The following is a 23,069-nucleotide window of genomic DNA, read 5'->3' as shown; positions in this document are numbered from 1 at the left end:
CTTAGCTCACCTCCTGTTCATTTTCTTCCAGTTCCAGACCATTCTTCAGACGGAATACCAGCCGGCGTCCGGGCAGCACTGTGATACGTTCCACCAGCAGTAGGAAGAGTTCCTCGTCATACGCTTCCAGGATGGCAGGACGGTTGCGGAAGACGCTTATCAGATATTCGGTCTGGGATATCTCCCATTCAAAGGCTTTCTGCCCCTGCAGCTGCCGCAGCCGCCTCCGGTCCGCTTCCAGCTGTGCCTCAATCTGGTTCTGTCTCTCAATAAAAATGGCAGAGCTTATGCTGCCTTCGGTTAATACCCTGCCCAGCCTATAGCCCTGCCGTTTTAGTTCCTGAATATTCTGTTCTATCTCCTGCATTTCCCTGTCTTGCTCTGGGTTGCCCTGGATTGCCTTCAACGCCGCCAGCATGGGGATCAGGATCTCCTCATAATTGCTGGCTAGCCGGTTCCAGAGCCTAAGAAATGCAGCCTGGATGACGTCCTCACGGACTGCCTTCTGGCTGCATTTCTTACTGTCTTTAATATGCTGGTAGCAACACCACTGGATTTTTTCATATGGCTTTCCGATGTAGATTTTCTGCCTGCGAAATTTTGTCCCACACTCCCCGCAGAGAATCCGGCTGCTGAATGCATACCGCTTCTGATATACACTGGTATCCTCCACACACTGCTGTTCCCTCCGATACTCATAAATCTGGCGGATAGCCGCAGCCTCCTCTCTGGTAATGATGGGCTCATGGTCATCCGCTATCAGATACTGGGGCAATTCTCCCCGATTGTTTTTGCGAGTGAATGGGACTCCATCGGTCGTATAGGTTTTCTGAAGCAGCAGATCCCCTTCATATGCACAGTTCTGAAGAATCCCCTTTACCACACTGTCCAGCCATTCCTTTGCTCCACGGATCGTGGGAATCCCTGCTGTTTCCAGTTCTGCGGCAATGGTGTAGGACCCTTTTCCTCCCAGGTATTCATCAAAAATCCAGCGCACGATCTCTGCCTCTTCTTTTTTGATAACCAGCTCTCCATACTCATTATTCTCATAACCATACGGTGGACTGCTTATAATGAATGTACCATTTCGGAATCTCCGTACTACCGACCACTTATTATTGGTGGAAATACTCTCGGATTCTCCCTGGGCGATAGAGCTCAAGATGGTTATCATCTGTTCGCTCTTTTCCATAAGGGTGTTGACCCTCTCCTTCTCAAAGTAAACGCCTATCCCAAGGGCCTTCAGTTCCCGGATAGCTTTGATGCTGTCCAACGTGTTTCTGGCAAACCGGGTCACGGATTTTGTCAGGATCAAATCAATTTTTCCCTGCCGGCAGTCCTCCATCATCTGCTGGAAGTCATCTCTCCGGTACAGCTTTGTGCCGGTCCTGGCTTCGTCTGCATAGATACCGGCCAGCACCCAGCCCTCCTTCTCTCCAATCAGCCGGGTATAATAGTCTACCTGGGCTTCAAAGGAATTCTTTTGGTCCGCTGAGTTCGTACTGACGCGGCAGTAGGCGCAGACACGTTTGACTTCCACCGCATTGGCGGCGGAACCGCTGCTAACAGGCTCGATTTTTATGATTTTCTTTACAACCTTCTTCTCCATAGGCTTCTCTCCTTCCTTTCTTTGTTCTCCTGTTAGCACCACACAATACCACAAGTTTTCAGATATATCCAGTGTTTTTACCCATATACTTTCGACAATTCCGGAGAAAATGTTTCCCGATTCAAGGCATCGATTTTTTTGTATTCCTCCTCTGAAATAAAGCCATTTTCCAGCATCAAATTCAGCAGTTTCCGTGCTATACTGTACCGGACTTCGTTTGTTTCTTTCTTCTGTCCCATGGGTCTGCCTCCTAATGAATGGATAAATTCAGACCGTATTCCGGTATCGCTAATGCCGAATCCTTTAGCACAGAAGTGCAAAGCATTTCCGGGCCACACTATACCGGACCTCGTTCGTTTCTTTCTTCTGTTCCATGGCCTGCCTCCTAATGAATGGATAAATTCGGACTATCTTCCGGTACCGCTAATGCCGAGTCCTTTAACACAGAAGTGCAAAGCACTTCAATCTTCCCCTGTTTCGGCGAATAAGCCTCCACACCAAAGTTCTGTAAAAACTCTGCATAGACAATGATGTCCTTTGCATTGCGACTCAGACGGTCGGGACCGCTCACCACCAGGATATTCACACCCCCTTGTGATACCGCATCGGTCAATGCCTGGAGTCCGAGCCGGTTCATATCCCGGCAGGAACCAATGTCCTGGGAATGACCGACTACCTCCCACCCCATGCGGGAGGCATATTCGGTTAGCTTCTGGTCCTGCCGCTTCAAGCTCCCATACCGGTCCTCCGGTGCATCGATCCGGGTATATACCCATGCTTTTTGCTTTTCGTTCATAAGATCCTCTCCCTCCTATTCTGGACTACAACGTTCAATCGAACTTTAAATATATATACGGCTCGGCTCTTTCTGTGGTTTCGTTGTTTTCCGTCTAACTAAGGCCGATGCTGATCCGCAGCGCATGATCTACCTGCTCCATATCCTCTTCCGGTAACCGGCCTATGCACTCTCTCAGGCGGACACGGTCAATGGTCCGGATCTGCTCTAACAGTACAACGGAATGTTCTTTCAGGCCGCAGTGGCTTGGACTGATTAGGACATGAGTCGGCAGCGGATGCTTGTCCTGTCTGCTAGTTACGGCCGCTACGATCACGGTTGGGCTGAACCGGTTGCCCATGTCATTCTGGATCATCAGCACCGGCCTTATGCCGCCCTGTTCGCTGCCGGTTACCGGTGTCAGGTCTGCATAGTATAAATCGCCTCTTAAAATATTCACTTTGGTTATCCTCTCTCATGTCTGTTTTTCTGAAAACAAAAAATCCCCTCACTTGTATTTAGCAAGGGGATGAAACTCTATGTAGTTTTATCCCGTTCTCTTTTAAAACCAGACTTTACTCAAGGGATAGTTTTCCTGCTCCTTTTGGTAATCCTCTCACTGCTGTTTCCAGTCGATGCTGTCATGCTTGCAAGGGTTGTGATGGACCGATTCTGCTCTCCCAAATCGGATATACATTGCTACTGTCTTTTTGCTATCATTTCTCATGATCGCTTCCTCCTCTGATGGTCTATTCTTTCTGTACCACATCATATCTGGCTTATCATAAAACAGCTATCACCATATCTAATAAGTACGCTTTGCCAATCTGACAAAGATTCAGCGTTTCAGTAAAAATATATCTGATGGCGGCGCTTAAGATACAGCTGCCGCCACACAATATAAAAACGTACTTGTTCTTCATTTCATTTTTATTAAATACTTTATGCTCCTATTCGGCACACCTCCCCGGAGCCTGGCAGTCGATTACAACCAGCCCTGGCAAGGCCGTCATAGGCACAGCTTCTTTTGCTGCCTCAGCCGGGATCTCCGGCTGCCGCCCTCATTGCGTGATCCCTCGGTCAAGAGGGGCTGTGACTAGACGGAAGTATCATCATAGGCTGCCCAGGTCATGGCGGTATGGCCCGGCCACGGGCCATTTAAAGAACAGAAAAAACCGCTCTGCACCTTCGATATGATAAGATTAACAGGACACTAGAGATCCTGCAGGTGGTCGTGGCGTATCTTTCTATGCCGCTTTCGCTTTCGCGCTGGACAACTAACGTATCGTAATCGCTGGATATAAAGTTTTCAAAGAACAACGGGGACTGAATAAGCCCCTTCACTCCTATAAAGGAAAAAGTGAAGGGGCCCACAACCTCAGAAAACAAAAAATTTATTCTATTTTTTCACGGAGCTTTCTCAGAAGCCGTTTCTTCCGCTTACTCACTGCCTGCTGGGTAACTCCGAGACGGGCTGCCAGTTCGCCTTCCGTAATCCCAGAAAAGAACAAAGCATCAATCAACAGCCGTTCTTCTACGTTCAGTTCTTCCAGCGCCTGATACAGTCTGCGGTTATCTTCGGCCCGGATCATTTCCTCCTCAATTCCCGGAGCCGAACGGACCACACGGTATTCCGTGTTCACCCCTTCCTCCTGGAACCGTTCCAGCGACATCTCGATCTGCCGGATGACACGATTCTGATATCGTTCCGCCTCACGGGCTTTATGATAGGCATAATAAACTTCTCTGCTCACTTCCACACGTTCTCTCTGTACAATAATGGTATAATTCCTTTCTTCCGCCATAGGGCTTGTCCTCCAATTCTTAAAATATGAAATGAAGAACAAATCCGGAGGTGAACGACACCTGGTATTTTGAGCAAAAATGCAAAGAAAATGCTGATTGAGTAAATTATCAGCCCTGGATTCCTGCCTTTTTTTCTTATCTTTTGTCTGTTTTAAATACATTCAATTTTCAAACATTAGACATCTCTATATCTAACAGAAGCAGCGAAAAACCAACATATCAAACTTCCCGTACATCAGCTGTACTCAAGGAGATCTGTTCTTTATGACCATGTCAGTAAAACCTGTTCTTCATGTTTTTTATCTACTAAATCCAATGTATGAAAAATGACCAATCATTACAAATAAGGTAAGGAGCTCAAATTAAACTTTTTTAACTACTATATAAATAAGCCACCTACCTAATTATATTTCCTACTTATTATCGATTCTTTTATATGTCAAAATCACATTCATTAACATTTAAAAAACCTGTTTTTTACTCTAATCTGTTATTTATAAAACTTGAATAACGGTATAACGATCGCTCAGACTAAATATTAACAAATAATGCATCTCTGCAAACTACTATATAATCTTCATAATAAGATGACGAATTCTATATTTTCATATTACTTTTTAACAAATGGCATAACTTTTCGTAGTGAAATTATTCTGTCTCAATCTACACATATAAATAGAGTAACAGGACACCATAGCTCCTGTAAGCTGACAGAGAAGTCTTTTTTTCTATACCAATTGCCGTATTCGCGCTAGACAGCTAACGTAGTGAAATCGTTGAATATAAAGTTTTCAAGGAACAACAGGAACTAAACAAGCCCCTTCACTCCTATAAAGGAAAAAGTGAAGGGGCCTACAACCTCATATAACAAAAATTTAGTTTTATCACGGAGCTTTTTAAGTCTTTTCTTAATGCCTACTCACCATCTAATGGGTTATTGGAGGGTAGTGTACCTTTCATTATCCCTGTAGAGGATAGTCTTTTATTTAACAATTGCTCTTTTAAAAATTTGATAAGGTCTGTAGTTATTATACGGATTATTTTATCCTGCATTCCCAAAGCTAAATGCAAATACGTAATTATAATTTTTTATTTTAGAATCATTCCAGATACATTTCCAGCCCAGAAACTTTCTCTGGCTATGGAGTGGCAAAATAGTATTTTGTTAAGCAAGGCGCTTATAAATCATTATACTTAATAATAATATTTGTTGCGCAATATATAAATGTATAAAATCTCAAAATTATGTATATATCAACCTTTTTACTCATACCAATGTCTTCATAGATAAAAATAATTTTTGTAGAGCAACCTGGTAATTATCAAGAAAAACAGTATAACCTTCCCTACTATTATGGGATAATACTCCTTGTACATTGACCAAACCAGCACTACACTTGCTCTCCAAATCATCTAAAACCTTTTATTCCGCACATAAAACAATCATCCTTTTTATGTACTTGTTTCGACCATAAAAATTCGTAACGTTGTATAAATGATTCCATAAATTTTTTTATCTTCCAATAGATTTTAAAACATCCATTCTTCTAAATTCAGTTAGCATCATACCATCCACAACAATAAAAACTGTCATATCAATAATAAGCGTTATGGAAAATACGCTATATACACCAAATCCGGCAATATAAGGCATGATGATAGGCCGCAGGTTGTAGATGGCTATTTGGCGAAAAATAACCAGAACACTCGCGTAGCTCTGCCAAGAGACTGCATCAGAGGCAGAATCACAGTTCAGACTCCCAATAAAATATATTACAGTAGAAACAGACGGAAATCCCCTACACCCAGTTCCACTACGGACGGCGTTGTAATAAACATAGAGAGAATTGTCTTCGGTACTAACATAATCGTCAGTTAGCAAATAAACACTAATAAAATTGCTGTGATTGCAAATACTTTCGTAATATCCTTTACCCGGTCGCACTGTTTTGTATTGTAATTGGTTCCGAACGCTGGCTGATATACCTGAGAAAGTCCTATAAAGGAATAAATGCAAAAGGCACTACCCGGTATGCCACGCCGAGTATAATCTGCCATGTATCTCCGCCATGCTGCGCCGCAAGATTATAAAGTACAGTTTGCTATACCAGTATCGTCACCTGCATCAGCATCGCAGAAAAACCTACTCCAAATGATTCCCGAGAAAAGCGTTTTTTCAATGCGAATTGTATTAATTCTTATTTTTTCGCTTAAAATACCAAAGAGAAGCCATTGCATACGCGCTCTGCGAAGCCACCGTTACATATGCAGCTCCATCAATTTTCATGCCATAACGTTTTGAAGTAAAATGAACATCAGAGCTTCCCCAGAATATGATTTATTGGAAACTATTCGTGTAATTTTAAAAATCGGAGTGTTTGCCTTTAAAGGAGCATACTGACGTGATCATGGGAAACGGATAGTTCAGTGAGGCTGTGTTAATAGATTTGATCGTGCTCAGCCAAACTCTCCCGTCTCCATTGTGATCAATATTGCCAGATATATAAGCGGTCAGTAACAGGATTACCTGGATTCATCTGCACCACTTTGGTTATTGTTCTTCCCTCTTTTCTGAACTTGCTAATCGTGGCTTCAGCGCTACGGGAATGGATCACAAAACGACCGTTCCAAGCAATTTTACGAGGAGCCAAAACATCACTGTTTAGTGTGAGCATAGCTAACGGAGCTTTCTATGATATTGGATACCTTGATAGCAGGCACTAACGGTACAGATATGCATCCTGTAGTATTCTTATCCTGTTGCCGCTCTTCAGCACTGGTCATCACAAATTTATCAATCGCGCGTTCCCACTTCTCCTGACGAGCATGATCGCGGATATTTGATACAATATCTCCTATCTTGTAATAAAAAATAAAAAACTCCATCGGTGTCGGACAGAGCTCCTGAAACGATGGAATTTTCTATTTTTTTACTTCCAACCAACACCCTTTGGATATATCATCCTCGAGAATGATGCGGTAATCCGACAGCATGGCCTGCCGGGCAAAGGCATCGTAATCTTCAAGAGTATATTGGCGGGGGGAAGTTGTTCTATCTGAAGCAGACATGGACCCATAGATCCTGCGGCGCATGGTTTCCGGCATATACCGTCCGGCGCCCACGCCGACAATGGCACATCCACCAGGCTTCAGTACCCGATAAATTTCAGTTATTCCCTGGACGGGAACCGGCCAAAAGCCGATAGAACCACGACACATGATAAAATCCGCCAGGTTATCCCGTAAAGGCAGTTTTTCCACATCAGCGCACAGGGTAGAAATTCGGTTATCCACCCCCAATTCACACAGGCGGTTCTGTGCGGTCCGAAGCGCTTCTCCGTCAATATCCACCAAAATCAGGTCCATTGCTGTTACTTTTGCCAGCTCAACCGCCAGATTTCCAGGTCCTGTTCCAATATCTAAAGCCACACCGGCAGACAGATTGTAATCGTCCAGAAATTGCTGGATCAGGAGCGGATACATTGGTTGCATAAAATCATAGCTAAACGGAATCATGTTATGCCACCTCCTCTGCTGTGAGAAGCAATACGGTAAGGAAAAATGTTCTGGTGTTCCTGGCCATCTGCTTGAAAAGAAACAATTTTGGAACGCACAGAAAAGAATCGCTCAATATTTTCCTCGTTAAGCAAATCCTTTGTCGCACCAAACAGTTTTTTCTGTCCCAGTCCCAGCATTAGAGTCTGATCCGATATATTAAGGGCATGATTTGGAAAATGCGTGTTGATCAGGCAGGCGGCGTTCATTTCACGCGAAGCACGCTCAATGGCATCCAGAATGCGAAGTTGGTTTTTCATGTCCAGATTGGATTCCGGCTCATCTAACACCAAAAGCTGAGGTCTGGAAATTAGCGCTCTGGCGATCATCACCATCTGAAGCTCTCCTCCCGAGAGCTGATTGCAGTATCGGTCAATAAGTTTCCGACACCCTAGCAAGTTCAGAAGCTCCTCTGCCTGATCGTACTGCGATTGATCAGGAACCTTAAAAAAGTTTTGGCTCGCGTTCAGGCCCATTACCACCATGTCGAGCACACGGTAAGAAAACACGCTCCGCTTCGCCTGCGGTACATAGCTGATCACTTGCCAAAGTTCCTTTTCTTTATAAGTCCGCAGGGGTTGGCCCGCAATAAAGGTTTCCCCTTGCTTCCAATGGAGAAAGTCCATAATGCATTTGAGCAACGTGGTTTTTCCAACTCCGTTTGGCCCCAGAACCGTCATGACCTTATGCTCTTCCAGCTCGAAGGAGATATCGGACAATATAGACCGGCTGTTGTAAGAAAAGCAACCATTTTTTACCTCTAAAATCATGTAGAACCTCCTGAAGTCTTTCGTAGCATCCACGCAAAAAAAGGCGCTCCAATGATCGCGGTTAGAATGGAAAGCGGGATCTCCGCCGCGGTGGCAGTACGGGCAATAGTGTCGATCAATAGCAGGTAGAGCGCACCAAGAAGCGCGCTGGCTGGTAATAATGCACGATGGTCATTGCCAACAAGCATCCGTCCAACATGAGGAATAACCAAACCGATCCATCCGATCACACCGCACAGAGAAACCGTCACACCGGTCATCAGTGTGGAAAGCACGATAACAACAGAGCGCAGACGATGAACATTGACCCCCAACGAACGAGCCTCTTCTTCATCCAAAGACAGAAGATTCATTTTCCAGCGCAGCGTCAGAAGTACTGCAATGCAGGGCAGGATGATCACGCACGAAACGATGATATCTTTATAAGAAGAACTGGCCAGACTTCCCATCAACCAAACTGTAATGGCTGGCAATTTTTCCTGGGGATCCGAAACATATTTAATAAGGGAAACCAGTGCGTCAAACAATGCCTGAATAATAACACCCGAGAGTACCAGAGTAAACAACTCCGTCCGACCATTTACTTTTGAAACCAGAAAAACCATAAGTACAGCCAGCAGTCCAAACGTTAAAGCGGATCCCTGAATAATGAGGGTGCTGGTAGACAGGAGAATACCTAAAGAAGCTCCAAAACCCGCGCCGGAGGAGACACCCAGAATGTCCGGGCTAACCAGCGGATTCCCGAAAATAGCCTGATATGTAGCTCCCGCCACAGAAAGCCCCGCGCCAACAATCATCCCCATCAATAGACGTGGAAGGCGTGAGCCCAGAATAACACTAACCCCAAAAGGATTCTCCGCCTTCAACGCCTCCAATGCCTGTCCATCCCGAAAGAGGGCTACTCCCATAATTCGGAAGGCTTCCAAAGGAGGCACCGAATAGCGCCCCACACATAACAAAATCAGAAACACGCCGGTCAATGCCATCGCCAACAGCAATACCATAGCACATTGTTTCGCTCGACTCAGTTGCGCACTTCTCATCACACGCCCTCCCGTAAAGCGGCATCCAGCAGTTCCAGGAACTTATTACCAAAGGGGCAGACCTGACTGGTCCATCCAAGGCGACTGGAGACTGCAACATGAGGAAGTTCCACATAACCGGTGGGGCTGTCGGCCCAATCCAATTCTCGGAAAAAGCCATCACCGATAACCAAATCATAGCGCCCAGAACGAATTCTTTCTTCAAGCTGCGCTTCGCTGATATGAGCCTGATCTCCAGAACGCATCAGCTGCTGGTCTGCGTCAAACAGGGTGCAAACGTCCACGGAAGTAAATTCTCTATCCAGTTCTAGGGATTCCCGCACACTGTTTGCCAAGAGCTGTTCACCGATGACCAATGCACAAAGTCCTTCATATTTTTCAACAGTCTTCTCCTCTTCTTCCAGAACAGGAACCTCGGATAAGAGATTTTCCAACTGAATCAGGAACCGTTGCAAGGGTTTCCGGCCAGAGAAACTTCCCGCCAGCCAAGACATTGCATACTTGCTCTCCAAGTATCGGCAGACGGGCAAGGCTGAAACCGTAAGAGCAATGTTGCAGGCCGCACTTACACTACCGCTAATCTCCTCCAAAGTGCTACCCATAGCCCATACAGAGCAAACAGTGAATCCTGCATCTTCCAAAACCTTGCGAAGGACATCCACATTCCGCTGATGGGTCAGGTCCAAAGGAGTGGCTCCAATGAGATTTACTGAGCGAGGAAGCACGTCTGTCCGGTGTTCAGGCAAAAAGGTTTTAGCCAACCTCAGAAGCGCCATTGAAACGCCGCGATCGTAAAAATCCGTCCCTTTGGTAGGAAAACTCATTGCTTTCTTGCCTGTTCTGTTTTCAACCAATTTGGCAAGAGCACGATAATCCGTTCCTAGAACGGCAGGAGAAGGACTACCTAGCAGTGCAAAAAACTTGCTGTCCAACCATTCATCTGCAGAAAGAAGTTTATTTAAAAAGATGCTATCATCTCCGAATACTGCCTCGGCGTCATCTAAATTAGATGTAAACACCCGGCTGCGCTGGTCAAACCATCGAGGTTCATCATAACCAGTGTAAGTGCCTGTGCATCCACCCGCATCATGGATAGCTAAAATACCACCCAATTCAAACAGAGTGCTACATACGCCAGAAAAATCCGGAGACAGCGTGGGTAAAATCGAATAAAAACCTCGCATAGAGAACCTCCTAACAATTGTTTATGAAAACAAATGGCTTTACACCACAAGTCCCTTGGTGTAGAGCAAAGCCCGGGCAGAAATATCACTGTTCAAAGCATCCTCCACGCCCTGAAGGAGAGCAGTAAACGCTTCAAAACCGTAGTGTTGGTCATCAGCGTCCAACGTAAACAATTTTGAAGACGGGCACACATAGGAGGCGGAAAAACCAATTGTAACATCTGCTTCTTCCGGGACAGCTTCCGCCATAGACATACTCGGATGATAGCTGGTATATACTGGCACATCGGGAAAACTCTGCTTCAACTGAGCGATCGATTCCCATTCATATTCCATAATAGCATCACTGAGCAGGAAGCTGATCTCCACTCCACATAGAGCCAGTGCCATGGCGATTTCAAAGGGAGAGCCGTTAACTCCAATTCCAACGCCTACCCGCAAGCCTTTCAAACGCCTCCGCCACTGAGAGATACTATCCATGCAACTCTCGTAGCAGGACTGCCAGGAAACTTTTCGTTCCAGGAAGGCTTCCAGCCCTTCATAGCCACGGCGGATCCCTTCCGGATGGTAGCGGATGAACTCTTTATGCCAGGGAATACCCAGATGACGCTCCATCTCCTGGCAGGCGACCCGACCAAAGGGCTTGATGAGCAAATTGTGACTGCTATGTCGCATTTCCATAAACTGCTCAAAGGTCTGGCAAGCGCTGAGCTGAAGCACCTTTTCGAACCCCGCCTCATTCATCAGGGAGAAAAACTCACCGTTCGGATTAATAGGCGAAAAGTGTCCAATCACATTGAGCGTGTCTTTGGGAACACGCGTATTCTTCTCCTTACAGAGAAAATCATAAAGACTGCGCTGTATATTCAGAGCTGGCGGCATACTGCTATTGGCTGTGATGGGATTCATGTGGCAATCCACAAAGGGCATCCCATACCGTTCAGTTAGACGGCGACACAGATTTTTGTAATCAGAGGCCAATAAATCATCGATGCAGGAGGCACAGATAAAGAATGCAGGAGGACGCTTCGATAGACAACTCAGAATGTCTTCTACAACAGCAGGAATGCGGTCCATATGGCTACCCAAGACCAAATCTTCCTCGGTAATATCCATGTAACGAATGCGGCTGCGCAATCCCAGCTGTATGCTGGAAACGGAGCCATGTCGGCCACAACCATGCGGCGCCACGAACAACAATACACTTTCCGGTACCAGCATCGCGGTTCGGACAATTCCCCATCCTCCCGCACTGGGTGCGCTGTAATGAAGGCAGGGTCCACTGACCACTTTTCCTTTAGTGCCTAATTCCGGCGCGGCGGGGTCAAGATTCGCGATCGTCAGGTGATATAGTTCTTTTTTCATACAGCACCTTCCTTCTGTTCCTCCACAGGTACCATAATGCGTTTGGCGATGTCGATGATGGTTTGAGAAACAGGAAGTTCAGAATCCATCTGGACCACGGTCATATTTTGCTCCTCGGCTCGCTGAATGTCGGAATCTCTCGGGACAACACCAATGATCTCTGTTCCGATCCGTTGCACAAAATCCTCAACAATGGCAATCTCATCGGGGACATTTCGACAGTTAAGAACGATTCCGCGAAGCTTAGCGTAACCGCGTTCCTGGAAGTTGTCCAAGGCCTTCTTGATATTAGCAGCGGCATATAGCGCCATTTTCTCGCCAGAGGTCACAATCACCACCTCATCAGCATATCCCTGTCGAACGGGAACTGCAAACCCACCGCATACCACATCGCCAAGCACATCGAAGAACACATATTCCGGGGCATAAACCTGAAATGCATTAAAATCGTCCAGAGTATCAAAGGTCTTGATAATGCCGCGACCAGCACAACCGCTTCCGGGTGTGGGGCCACCAGCTTCTACGCAGACGATCCCCCGATACCCCTTGACAGAAATTGCATCAAGACTGGGGCAAAGTCCGCCGTATGCCTGCAGTACGTCCATTACCGAGGTAAGTTCCTGACCTGCTCTCAAATTTAAAGTGGAGTCCGCTTTGGGATCGCAGCCGATCTGCATGACCCGTTTGTCCATTCCTGCAATCGCCGCGGCAATGGATGAGGTCAGGGTAGACTTCCCAATACCGCCTTTTCCGTAAAACGCAATCTTTCTCATAAATTCACACTTCCCTGCATAAATTTTCATTAAGTTTTATTTAACTCTGAGTATCACCCAAAATCTCAGCTACCATCTCATCTGTCAGCGTGAATCCGTACATCTCCTGATAAAAGTCACGCAGTTCGGTCTCCATATCCATATCGCCAAAAAGCTCAGGATGCTGAATTTTGGCCATCCATTTGATCGTCAGAGGAGTTTCAACTCCAGGGGGATCCCAGCGGTATCCACCGATAGGAATTTTATAGACCTCGCCATCCTTGACAGCCCGAACAAGGGACCAGTCCTGACCTTCCAGCTTGTTTTCCAACAAGTCGGAGGGCTGCAGATCGGTGAAGTTACCGATATATATGATCTCAGGGTTCCACAAATAGATCTGCTCCATATCAACATTCAGCTCTTCGCCAGACAGGTCTCCCGCAGGGTTGATAGCACCGCTGTTGTCCCATAAGTAATAGCCGAATCCCTGACCAGCAACCTTCAGATTGTCGGAAAGCTGTAGGATGCTTCTGAATTCAGAAGTGTTCAGAGTGGCAACTCTATCACTTACCTCCGCCACCTGAGCATAGAAATAATCGATCAACTCTTCTCCGCGTTCTTCCTGCTGATACAGAGAGGAAATAATGCGAATCCAGGTTTCCAGATCGTCCATAGTGCCATATTGGAGTGCAATGACTTTCAGACCTGCGTTTTCCATCTTTTCGATCTCTTCGGTCATATAGTTCCACTGAAAAACCACATCGGGTTTCAGCTTCAGCAACTCCTCTATATTGACTACGAAGCTAGTGTCCACCCAACTTGTGTCAACCTTAGCCATAGTAGGATACATATGCCGCAGCGCACTATCTTCGTAAGCAATCACGGAAGAAGGATTACAACCGACCATGTAATCATTATTCCCCATTACAGCGTAGAAGATATAAGGGAATGGCATGATCGTTGTAGCCAGTCTCTGGGGTGGTTCATCAAATTCAATGGTGCGTCCCAGTTGATCAGTGATCACAATTTTATCACTCTCTTGCGCGGACCTGTCCTCTTTATCAATTGTCTGAGTGAACAAATCCTCTGCTGTCGAAGTTTCCATCTGTCCTCCATTGGAGCAGGCACACAGAGATAGTCCCAGTACACACGCCAATAACAGAGATAATACTCTTGTTTTCATCTATAGTCCTCCTTCTGTCAATTAATCAGTTAGTTTTAACTAACCATTCTGTTAAAAAAGTCTCTCACTTGGAATGCGAAATATAAACCCCGTCAGTTAGTTTATACTAACCTTTTTCGACTTTACCACTTCCATCCAGAAATGTCAATACCTAATTTCATTTTTGACCAAATATCTAGTATACCGGCGCACGAATTAATTCTACAAAACAATCCCGGAACCGTCAAAAAACTCGGGATGGCAACATTTAAGAACGTGGCATCTCTGCGAGAAAAATTATCATGTTGTCAGATTATATAAAAATTGCTTACTTTTATTGATTTCAGCAACGCAAAATATACAAACCAGAGCAGCCATAAAAACTCCAGACTTATACTGGTGAGTAGTTTTACTTATATGTGGTTGGCAACAATTGTATGATTCTTTGAAGTTTCTTTATGTTTACTGCGTTAGCTCTGTCATTGACAAACACAGCGCTCATTCTCTGTGCTCTCAAGTCTCTTATGTCTGATATATAGGTATTTCCATCAATCATGTTGGCAATTGCTTTTTTATTACCGATGCTAATGTCGGCCACGTTTATTAAAAGAAGGGTTAGTGTTTCATAGCCCAAAGGTACGAAGATGTGGTAGTGGAAAATACCGTACTACGAGAAGGTCCTCACAAAAATGCGATTTCCAAACATTATATAGGTTGCCAAGAACAGCACAATTCTCTTTTTTGTATCCAACTTTCTGTGCTCTTGCACAATAGCACAGAGACCATCAATGGACTTCATCATGTAGATGCAGACACAGACAATGCAGATCTTTACAGACCGTAGATATCTCCTAACACGGCAGCATCTTCAGTAACTTTATTGTATGTGTAAGGAGAATGGGATCTGTATTATTCGTGAGCCAGATTATAATACCATTTACAATAACCTCGATCATATGTGAATTGTCAAAGTTCAATGGAGTCTGCTACTGAAATGCTGCAGCCGATTCCAGAACTACATCCGAAACTATATCAAGACTACATCCTATTTAGGCAGAGGAGTCTCATGGTGGCCATAATTAGGTTCCAGGATATCAGTGGATTCTTTACAGCATTTGCTAACCCAGTTGTAAAAAGTACTTAGCACAATGCCTTTTTTATGACACCAGTCAGTGCGGCATTCATTAATAAGTTTTATCTGTTCCTGCATAAGAACACGTTTGTTATGAGTAGTTGTCATAACCTATACTCCAAAATGAGTCAAACAAGTTGAGCGCTAAACTTGTTGACTGTTTTTTGAATTATAATGGGTATGCTATCTCCAGACTTCAACTGCAATTGAAAGGTACTTTTACAATGTTCCAAAGAGTAGAGTGTGTTTATTTTTCTGAGGATATCTGGCAACGGTATAAACTCTTCTAAATGACATTTTCGCATCAATTACCGTAGTAGCTTTTGCATATAATTAAACAACGGACCATCGCAAAAAAGGATGATCCGTTGTTTTTATCATTTTTTCGAATGAAACACAGAAAAATCTCCCAAAACCAAGACAGGACTCAATTGTGTACAATCCTCCAAATCGACACAAACGCTCATGTATTCCATGTGTTTTGCATCCAATGGATTGCCGCTGTTTTCTGCAGTCTTAGCGGCATAGTCCAAGTCATCGGCCAATACAAACATATAGGCATATGCGGCCCCATTTTCTTGATTTAAAAAATAAATCTCCAAATGCTCTTTTTCATTTTTTAGTGTTTTATTTCCTTCCTCCTGATGTTCTTGAAGAAAAGCAATCCACTCCTGGGCCATTTCTTCCTTGCCATCTTTGATTCTCATACGCCATAACACAATATCCATGGAAACACCTCTTTCTATATTGGTTTTAACTCTTTGTTTGATATGTTTTCTTCCCTCAGAATGAAAAACAATATTTACAGCGCTCTTCCATAACCCTCGGAGCATGTATGAGCACAGTTTTTCATTTCTACTAGCCACTTTCAATGCATCAGACAAAATAGCCAGATGTACAATGTGATATTCGTACAGCCCCATATTCTTTAATAGCAACCGTATCTTCTCTACTCGCTCCTCCTACAAAGGTTGCATCAAATTTCTTGGTATTATGACAATGCCTCTGTTTCCATAAAATGTTTCACTGAGTAACCCGATAAACATACAAAATCTTTTATTTTCCCCGCTAACCATCCGCATGTAAACCGGAGTACTGAGGAACATGAGAATTTTAACGGACAGCACCCTGTTTAGAAAACCATTCACTATGCAGATGGTATCCACAACGAACTAAATACTAATAAGCGCCGTGTTCAAAAACAGTCACCCTGTCCCCTTTACGCTAATATTGGAATTCTTCCGTCAGTTTTGCTTTCTCCACCAAATTGTTATAGGTTGGAGAAGTTTTGAGCAGTTCAAGATGAGTACCGGACGCTTCCACTCTCCCGCAGTTGATCACCACGATTTTATCTGCATTTTCAACGGATTTGAGACGGTGGGAAATAATGATAACAGTCTTATCCAGAATGAGGCGGTTCAAACTGTCCTGGATCTTTTTTTTCGTTTTCCACATCCAAAGAGGCTGCAATTTCATCCAGAATGATAATAGGTGAATCTTTCAAAAAGGCTCTGGCGATGGATAACCGTTGACGTTCTCCTCCGGAGAGTGTTGCTCCGTTTTCTCCGATCATCGTTTTGTACCCCTCCGGAAGCCTCCGGATAAATTCTTCGCAGTTGGCCAATCGTGCCGCCCGGATGACTTCCTCGTCTGTGGCCGTCTTTTTCCCAATGCGGATATTTTCCAGAACAGATGTATTAAACAACGTTACATCCTGAAACACGATGGATAACTTTTCAAACAAGGATTTTGTAGAGAGCTCTTTGATATCCAGCCCGCCAATCCGGATGCTTCCGCCGTCATGATCATAAAGTCTTGACATCAGACGCAGGATACTGGTTTTCCCGCAACCGGACACACCCACTAAGGCAGTCACTTCGTTTTGCTTCGCGGTGAAACTGACGTTCTTGAGCACTTCTGTATCCTTATCGTAAGAAAAAGACACCTTATCAAATTCAATATCATAACTTGAGATTGTCTGATCCTTGCCCTGCTGTATCTTTGTCTCCCGAATCTCCCGGATACGCTTGACCATGGAATCCAGATAATACAACTCTTCCACATTCATATTGACCGACTCTACACTCTCCCTCACCTTAATGGAGGCCAGTACATATCCCAAAAAGTACAGGATATCGATCTCTCCTGTATGCAGCATTTGAACACCGGTCAGGATTACAATCACAAAGGCAAATTGCAGAATGACATTCGAACACAACATAGGAAAGCCCGCTGAAATCTCTGCACGAAGATGGATTTTCTCACTTTCTTCCATCTTTTGATAAAGAGTCTGCCGAATCTTCTGAGTCAAGCCAAAACTCTTGATTTCCTGCTGATTTTCAATGGCCTCCTGAAAACTCTCAGAATTGTCCCGGAGCTTTTGATAATGTTTGAATGACTCCCGAATCTGAAGGTTTTTCGACAATAAAAGAAGCCCGAATCCAAGCAGAATCGGTAGAATGATAGCAAGCCCCAATTTAACATTGCCAAGGAGCAGCAGAACCGAAAGCAACGGAAAAAAGAACAGGAATCCCACCGCCTTTGCCATAGCGTGGCTCATAGCATGCTCAATAGCTGCCACATCCGCCATGATGGTTTGCGCCAGATCCGAAAGGTCATGCCTGGAAAAGTAAGATAAAGGCAACTTGGTCAGAACATCTGCAATCTCCGTGCGAAGATTCGCGCTCTCCTGGTAAGTGGTGTTATACAGTGCATCATATTCAATTCGGAGCAGAATCCACATCGCGGCCAGAACCAGAACGGATCCCCACAAATACAGCCCCATTTCCTTGACATTGTTCAACAGCAACTCATCCACCAGGAGAAGCAGCAGCATTGCGGGGAAAAAGTTGATCACATAGACAAAGAAGGAGGCCGCGCTCGCCTTTTGCAAATCTTTGGCCCCCTTGTCGGTCAGGGCAAAATGCTTTTTAAACAGTTCTCTCATCTCACAACCCTCCATTCATTTGCCTGTTCATAGAGCGTTTGATATTTTCTGTACTTGGTATCGGTCGCCATCAACGCCGCGTCCGTTCCTCGCTCTGCTATTTTCCCGTCCTCCAAAACCAGAATTTCATCCACATTTCGAATGCTGGACAGCCGGTGTGCAATCATAATGACAGTCTTCCCCTTCATTAAGTGGGCAAACGCCTTTTGCAGCTCATGCTCATTCTCCGGGTCGATTGCCGCGCTGGCCTCGTCAAGGATCACGATCTTCGCATTCTTTAGCATTGCCCGTGCGATTGCGATCCGCTGCTTCTCACCGCCCGACAGGTATACGCCTTTGGAGCCAATCACCGTATTTTCCCGATCTTTGAACTTATTCAGAATGCTGTCACAACCTGCCTGATGCAGCGCTTCCATGACCTCCGTTCTTTGAGCGCCTGGGTTCGCCAGACGGACATTCTCGTAAATACTGATGTGAAACAAACGGACATTCTGGAACACAAAGGCGATATTGCGGATTAAGGCGTCCTCTGTATAGGCTTCGATGGGCTCTCCCCCAATCTTGACCTCTCCTCCATCCACTTTGTAAAAACCAGAAATCAATTTGGCAATCGTGGACTTTCCTCCTCCAGAAGATCCCACCAGAGCATAACTCCGGCCTTCTTTCAGAGTGAAGCTAACATCCTCCAACACCATCTGGTCTGTATACCCAAAGCATACCCGTTCAAATTCAATGTCATAGTTTTTGAATGTGCTCTTGTTTCCAAATGTAAGCCGATCCTTTTGCATATCCGAAAACACTTGCTCCAGTTTCTCAACCGCCGAAGTTCCCATGAATGCATACATACCTACATACATCACTTTCATAAAGGCGGTAAACAGTACTCCACCCAGGAATAATGTCATAATGAGTTCCACCGCCAACACGGCAGGGTCTTGAATCCGATTCAGCGTTAAGGCTGTCACTGAAACGAGTATGGCAATAGAGCCAAATAGGATCATCTGGAATAACACATATGGCCTGCGGCAACTCATAGAATAGTTCAAGGCATGTCGTGCATAATCCGTGATTGCCCGATGCAGCGTCTTGAAAGATGTAGCGTCTATGCCAAAAATCTTGAGCACCTGTATCCCGCGTATGTACTCCACGGCCTCGCTGCTCATTGTCTCCAGCGCCTTTTGGTAGATTTCCATAAACTTCTTTTCCCCGGTCATCAGGACAAGGAGCACGCCACTCAGCATGAACAGAACCAATAGAACAATGCCTACCCTCAGACTGATCAAAAAGCCCACCACAAGCGCCAAAAGCGGTGTCAGAATTGCTCCGACATTGTCAGGAATCAGATGGGCTACAATAGAATGAGTTTGGGCTGCGTTGTCATCAATGAGTTTACGTGTCTTTCCCGATGAGTTCAGATCAAAGTAGCGGAAGCTGGCATTGGTCAGGCCGTCAATTCCACGCTTGCGCAAGTTGGTCTCCAGTCGGAAGCCCAACATATGCGTTAAAAGCACGGCTGCAAAATACAAGAGCGAACCGCCAATCAACAGCCCCGCAATCAGGAACACATTATATTGAGCATGCCCCATATCTTCGTCTACCACCAATCGTTTCAAAAACTCATAGAGGTAGTAATAAGCGCCTACATTGAACAATGTGGATACCACCGTCAGGCCGATTGCAAAATAGGCCAAAGGTCGCTGCTTTGGTACATAATATAGCAGTTTTTTGTATACCCCAAACATAGATACTCTCCTTTCTAGATGGATGCTGAAATCAATGTTAGTTAAGGATAACTCACGTATAATATTATCTCATTTATTTTTAAAGAAAAAAAAGAACTAGATGCAAGATTCAATCATTGACAATCAAATAGAGAACTATTCACGTTCTACGATAGTTCTCTATTTGAACATTTGCTTATTACTTCAACATAGATTGAATGAACCAAATTGTTTTGTTGTAATTTGCCACATCGTCTTCCATGTGGGCAACCACATCAAATTGATTCTCCTTGTCGGCCTGCTCACGAATGAAAGAAGCCTGGGTTCTGAGAGATTCCATATCTTTCAGAACCGTCTGCATCGCACTCTTGACATCCAACTCGACACTTTCCAACTCTGGAATTGTGGCAACTGACAAGTAACCCTTCATACTTGCCAAAGGGGCTTCTCCGTTCATTTTTAAAAGTTCTGCGATAGCATCGAGCACATCTGCAAGGGCATCATACAAGGTTTCCAGATATTCATGTGCCGCTTTAAACTGGCTCCCTACTACATTCCAATGAAGATTGTGTAATTTGATGTATGAGACACCAATGTTTGCAAGATATGCATTCACCTGAGTTGCAAGTTCTTTTTTCAAAATAACAGCCTCCTTTGATTTGAAATACATGGTTAGTCTAACTGCTCTTATGAAGTTAGTATAAACTAACCAAAAGAAAATGTCAATTCATTTTCCTATTCACGCTATTTACCCTATTATCCATATTGGGGCAAGTTTTTCACCTTTTATTCGCTAAAATAATTTTATAGAATGGGCCACAGTAGGAACGGTCAGGAAAGGTGAACGTCCCCAATCCAAAATAGCAGCGTTACCTTGATTCATACCGCTATCCATCACTTTCCCCGTCCACACTTTCGTACTCGTGAAACTGCTATCGAAAATGTAAAAAAGATGATTTATTGTGACAATCCTGCCTTCTGTGGTATCATGTATGCCTGCCTTTTCTATAGAAATTTATGTTTGACCAAAGTTGAGCAATTGAAAAATTATCCTTTATGAAGAGGCAATTATGTCATTTGACTATAAAAAAGAGTATAAATATTTTTATATACTGCAGAACAAATCATCTATCGTAACGGTTGCGAAAATAAACTGTATGGCTGTGAGGGGCAAAGATAATCTCAGCGATGAAAACGGTGAGTGTGTAGCATCCCGCAGTTTGCTGTGCGATATTGCATTTACCATTGTTCTTCCCCTTGATGGATTTTGGTTTCAGAACGCCATTACCAGAATTGACTATGCCCACAAGGGTAATTTTGAATTTATTTTATTTTTATCATTTGTTTGCCTGATTTCGTAACAAAGGCGGATTTTGATTGGGAGATTGAAGAAACAGCTTAGAAGAACAAACAAGATCTTACAAAGATTGAGTTTTTACCTATGACGAGGGTTAGTGTGTGTAATGTATTCACCTCAGTTCTTATGATGATGAATCCGAAACCATTTCCGCTAAGCTTGAATATACCGGGAAATATGATTATACTATTGACATTACGGATACTCTATCACCATGAGATTGATTTGTCCAATCCTCGCAAGCTAGCAACCGTGAAACTAAAAACCGTGGGGCACTATTCGATAAAACGAGTTAAACAATTTCCAATTCAGTGAGGCAAACAAGTCAGGATTTGCGATAATTAGGCATACGAATCTTATGATGAAATATTATGTAACGCAATGAAGGAGGAAGAATTATGTGTACAGCAGCAACTTATAAAACAAAAGATTTCTATTTTGGACGGACACTAGATTACGAAATCTCCTACGGTGAGACTGTTACAGTCACACCAAGAAATTTCAAATTGATGTTTCGAAGTGTGGCAACAATGGAGCATCATTTTGCCTTTATAGGAATGGCTCATATAACAGAAAATTATCCACTGTATTACGATGCTGTAAACGAAAAGGGTCTGTGTATTGCCGGTCTAAATTTTGTGGAAAATGCACATTATTGTGAAAAAGAAAAAGGTAAGGACAACATTGCCCAATGGGAATTTATTCCTTGGATCATGGGTCAGTGTACAACGGTGAATGAGGCGAGAAAACTGCTTGACAGAATCAACTTCTTGGCTGAACCGTTTAGTCCACATTTTCCTATAGCACAGCTCCATTGGATCATTTCGGATAAAAACAGCTCCATTACGGTAGAAAGTGTTAAGGACGGTATCTTTGTTTATGATAATCCTGTAGGTGTTCTCACCAATAATCCGCCTTTTCCGGTTCAAATTTTCAACTTGAACAACTATATGGGATTATCCATCGACACCCCTAAAAATTGTTTTTCCGAACATCTCAGTCTAAATGCATACAGCAGGGGCATGGGCGCTATCGGGCTCCCCGGAGACTTGTCATCTATGTCAAGATTTGTACGTGTGGCTTTTACAAAAATGAATTCACTATCCGAGAATGATGAAAAATCAAGCGTAAGCCAATTTTTCCATATATTAGGCTCCGTTGAACAGCAAAGAGGATGTTGCCGTTTGGCTAACGAGAAATATGAAATTTCCATTTACACTTCTTGCTGCAATGCCGACAAGGGTATTTACTACTATAAAACTTATGATCATCACAGCATTGTTGGTGTAGATATGAATCGGGAGGAGCTTAACGGTGAGGCACTCATTAGCTATAAGCTTATGACGGACAAAGCGTTGGAAATGCAAAATTGATAGATTCCAGTTTATCGAGAAGAGAGCAAAGCCCGCAAACAAGTGATAGGAAAGGTTAAGCGCCACTTTCTCTTCAAGCTTGCCTTCTGATTTGATTCTATAAAATCAGAAGGCAAGAACCAGCACTTATCTGAGAGTACTGCGACTCAGACAGATATGGGCGGAAAGAAACATTTGTTATTCTAAAAACGAGAACACAAACTGAATAATATACAGAAAAGGGGCTTTCAAAAAGCGATGAAAGAATGCCTCTTATCGGTAACATCATTAGGCCTTAAAAGACTGATAAAACGGTATAAGTAACCTTGTTTTGCCAGTCTTTCTATTTTGTTCCGTGAGAGGAGGAATGCAAAAATACCTCATGAAATGGATTTATCAACAGATACCTCTAAAAAGGCGTATTTTGACGCAAAACTACATCAGATTTTAAGTTTATGACACCATGCGAAACAGGTGGTTTTTTGTTTCGCGCATCCCCATTCCTCACTTCAGAAACTCCAACGAGAACTTGAAGTATG

Annotated in this window: 18 protein-coding genes and 1 pseudogene; 2 read left to right on the top strand and 17 right to left on the bottom strand. The window is 44.0% G+C overall.

What is annotated here, in order from left to right:
- Position 1: 1 nt before the first annotated feature.
- The 17 genes and pseudogenes from M1L66_RS14460 to M1L66_RS14380 all read right to left on the bottom strand — a co-directional run bounded on the left by M1L66_RS14460 (position 2) and on the right by M1L66_RS14380 (position 20,461).
- Positions 2–1,609, bottom strand: coding sequence for a recombinase family protein (locus tag M1L66_RS14460; protein ID WP_048931280.1), 1,608 nt, complete (start codon positions 1,607–1,609; stop codon positions 2–4).
- 77 nt (positions 1,610–1,686) lie between these two features.
- Positions 1,687–1,848 (bottom strand): SHOCT domain-containing protein, encoded by a 162-nt coding sequence (locus M1L66_RS14455; protein WP_181988625.1) that lies wholly within the window; start codon positions 1,846–1,848, stop codon positions 1,687–1,689.
- A 146-nt stretch (positions 1,849–1,994) separates the two neighbouring features.
- Positions 1,995–2,405 (bottom strand): recombinase family protein, encoded by a 411-nt coding sequence (locus M1L66_RS14450; protein WP_048931281.1) that lies wholly within the window; start codon positions 2,403–2,405, stop codon positions 1,995–1,997.
- Between the two features lie 94 nt (positions 2,406–2,499).
- Positions 2,500–2,844 (bottom strand): type II toxin-antitoxin system PemK/MazF family toxin, encoded by a 345-nt coding sequence (locus tag M1L66_RS14445; protein WP_048931282.1) that lies wholly within the window; start codon positions 2,842–2,844, stop codon positions 2,500–2,502.
- Between the two features lie 934 nt (positions 2,845–3,778).
- Positions 3,779–4,189, bottom strand: coding sequence for a sigma-70 family RNA polymerase sigma factor (locus M1L66_RS14440; protein WP_048931283.1), 411 nt, complete (start codon positions 4,187–4,189; stop codon positions 3,779–3,781).
- 2,656 nt (positions 4,190–6,845) lie between these two features.
- Positions 6,846–7,076 carry a hypothetical protein gene (locus M1L66_RS14435; RefSeq protein ID WP_092364917.1) on the bottom strand — a complete coding sequence of 77 codons (231 nt, stop codon included), beginning with the start codon at positions 7,074–7,076 and terminating at the stop codon, positions 6,846–6,848.
- A gap of 36 nt (positions 7,077–7,112) precedes the next feature.
- Entirely contained in the window at positions 7,113–7,706 is a 594-nt protein-coding gene (locus tag M1L66_RS14430; RefSeq protein ID WP_117634114.1) for a class I SAM-dependent methyltransferase, read from the bottom strand.
- Positions 7,703–8,515: an ABC transporter ATP-binding protein gene (locus M1L66_RS14425; RefSeq protein ID WP_092364911.1), complete on the bottom strand. Its 813-nt coding sequence runs from the start codon at positions 8,513–8,515 to the stop codon at positions 7,703–7,705. The genes M1L66_RS14430 and M1L66_RS14425 overlap by 4 nt, the downstream gene beginning before the upstream one ends.
- Entirely contained in the window at positions 8,512–9,558 is a 1,047-nt protein-coding gene (locus tag M1L66_RS14420) for a FecCD family ABC transporter permease (protein ID WP_002565657.1), read from the bottom strand. The genes M1L66_RS14425 and M1L66_RS14420 overlap by 4 nt, the downstream gene beginning before the upstream one ends.
- The gene (locus M1L66_RS14415; RefSeq protein WP_434693671.1) at positions 9,558–10,742 is read right to left on the bottom strand and encodes a nitrogenase component 1; all 1,185 of its coding nucleotides are present in this window, start codon (positions 10,740–10,742) and stop codon (positions 9,558–9,560) included. The genes M1L66_RS14420 and M1L66_RS14415 overlap by 1 nt, the downstream gene beginning before the upstream one ends.
- Before the next feature lie 39 nt (positions 10,743–10,781).
- Positions 10,782–12,107, bottom strand: a complete 1,326-nt coding sequence (locus M1L66_RS14410) for a nitrogenase component 1 (RefSeq protein ID WP_117634113.1) — start codon at positions 12,105–12,107, stop codon at positions 10,782–10,784.
- Complete coding sequence (locus M1L66_RS14405; RefSeq protein ID WP_092364902.1) at positions 12,104–12,880, bottom strand: AAA family ATPase; 777 nt, start codon at positions 12,878–12,880, stop codon at positions 12,104–12,106. The genes M1L66_RS14410 and M1L66_RS14405 overlap by 4 nt, the downstream gene beginning before the upstream one ends.
- Positions 12,881–12,920: 40 nt before the next feature.
- Positions 12,921–14,042 carry an ABC transporter substrate-binding protein gene (locus M1L66_RS14400; RefSeq protein WP_092364899.1) on the bottom strand — a complete coding sequence of 374 codons (1,122 nt, stop codon included), beginning with the start codon at positions 14,040–14,042 and terminating at the stop codon, positions 12,921–12,923.
- A gap of 1,488 nt (positions 14,043–15,530) precedes the next feature.
- Positions 15,531–15,881 (bottom strand): DUF6176 family protein, encoded by a 351-nt coding sequence (locus M1L66_RS14395; RefSeq protein WP_092364896.1) that lies wholly within the window; start codon positions 15,879–15,881, stop codon positions 15,531–15,533.
- 496 nt (positions 15,882–16,377) lie between these two features.
- A pseudogene (locus tag M1L66_RS14390) lies at positions 16,378–18,100 on the bottom strand (ABC transporter ATP-binding protein).
- The gene (locus M1L66_RS14385) at positions 18,097–19,842 is read right to left on the bottom strand and encodes an ABC transporter ATP-binding protein (RefSeq protein WP_092364890.1); all 1,746 of its coding nucleotides are present in this window, start codon (positions 19,840–19,842) and stop codon (positions 18,097–18,099) included. Before M1L66_RS14385 ends, M1L66_RS14390 begins: the two are co-directional and overlap by 4 nt.
- 178 nt (positions 19,843–20,020) lie before the next feature.
- The gene (locus M1L66_RS14380; protein ID WP_082082497.1) at positions 20,021–20,461 is read right to left on the bottom strand and encodes a Dps family protein; all 441 of its coding nucleotides are present in this window, start codon (positions 20,459–20,461) and stop codon (positions 20,021–20,023) included.
- 430 nt (positions 20,462–20,891) lie between these two features.
- Between M1L66_RS14380 and M1L66_RS14375 the strand changes: the two genes are divergently transcribed.
- Together M1L66_RS14375 and bsh are read left to right on the top strand one after the other, a co-directional pair.
- Positions 20,892–21,182 (top strand): hypothetical protein, encoded by a 291-nt coding sequence (locus M1L66_RS14375; protein ID WP_319638389.1) that lies wholly within the window; start codon positions 20,892–20,894, stop codon positions 21,180–21,182.
- Positions 21,183–21,576: 394 nt separating this feature from the next.
- The gene (gene bsh / locus M1L66_RS14370) at positions 21,577–22,551 is read left to right on the top strand and encodes a choloylglycine hydrolase (protein WP_092364887.1); all 975 of its coding nucleotides are present in this window, start codon (positions 21,577–21,579) and stop codon (positions 22,549–22,551) included.
- Positions 22,552–23,069 lie beyond the last annotated feature (518 nt).

The organism is Hungatella sp. SB206, from assembly GCF_051132295.1.
GTDB lineage: Bacteria > Bacillota > Clostridia > Lachnospirales > Lachnospiraceae > Hungatella > Hungatella effluvii.
This window is presented reverse-complemented; position numbering and strand designations above follow the sequence as displayed.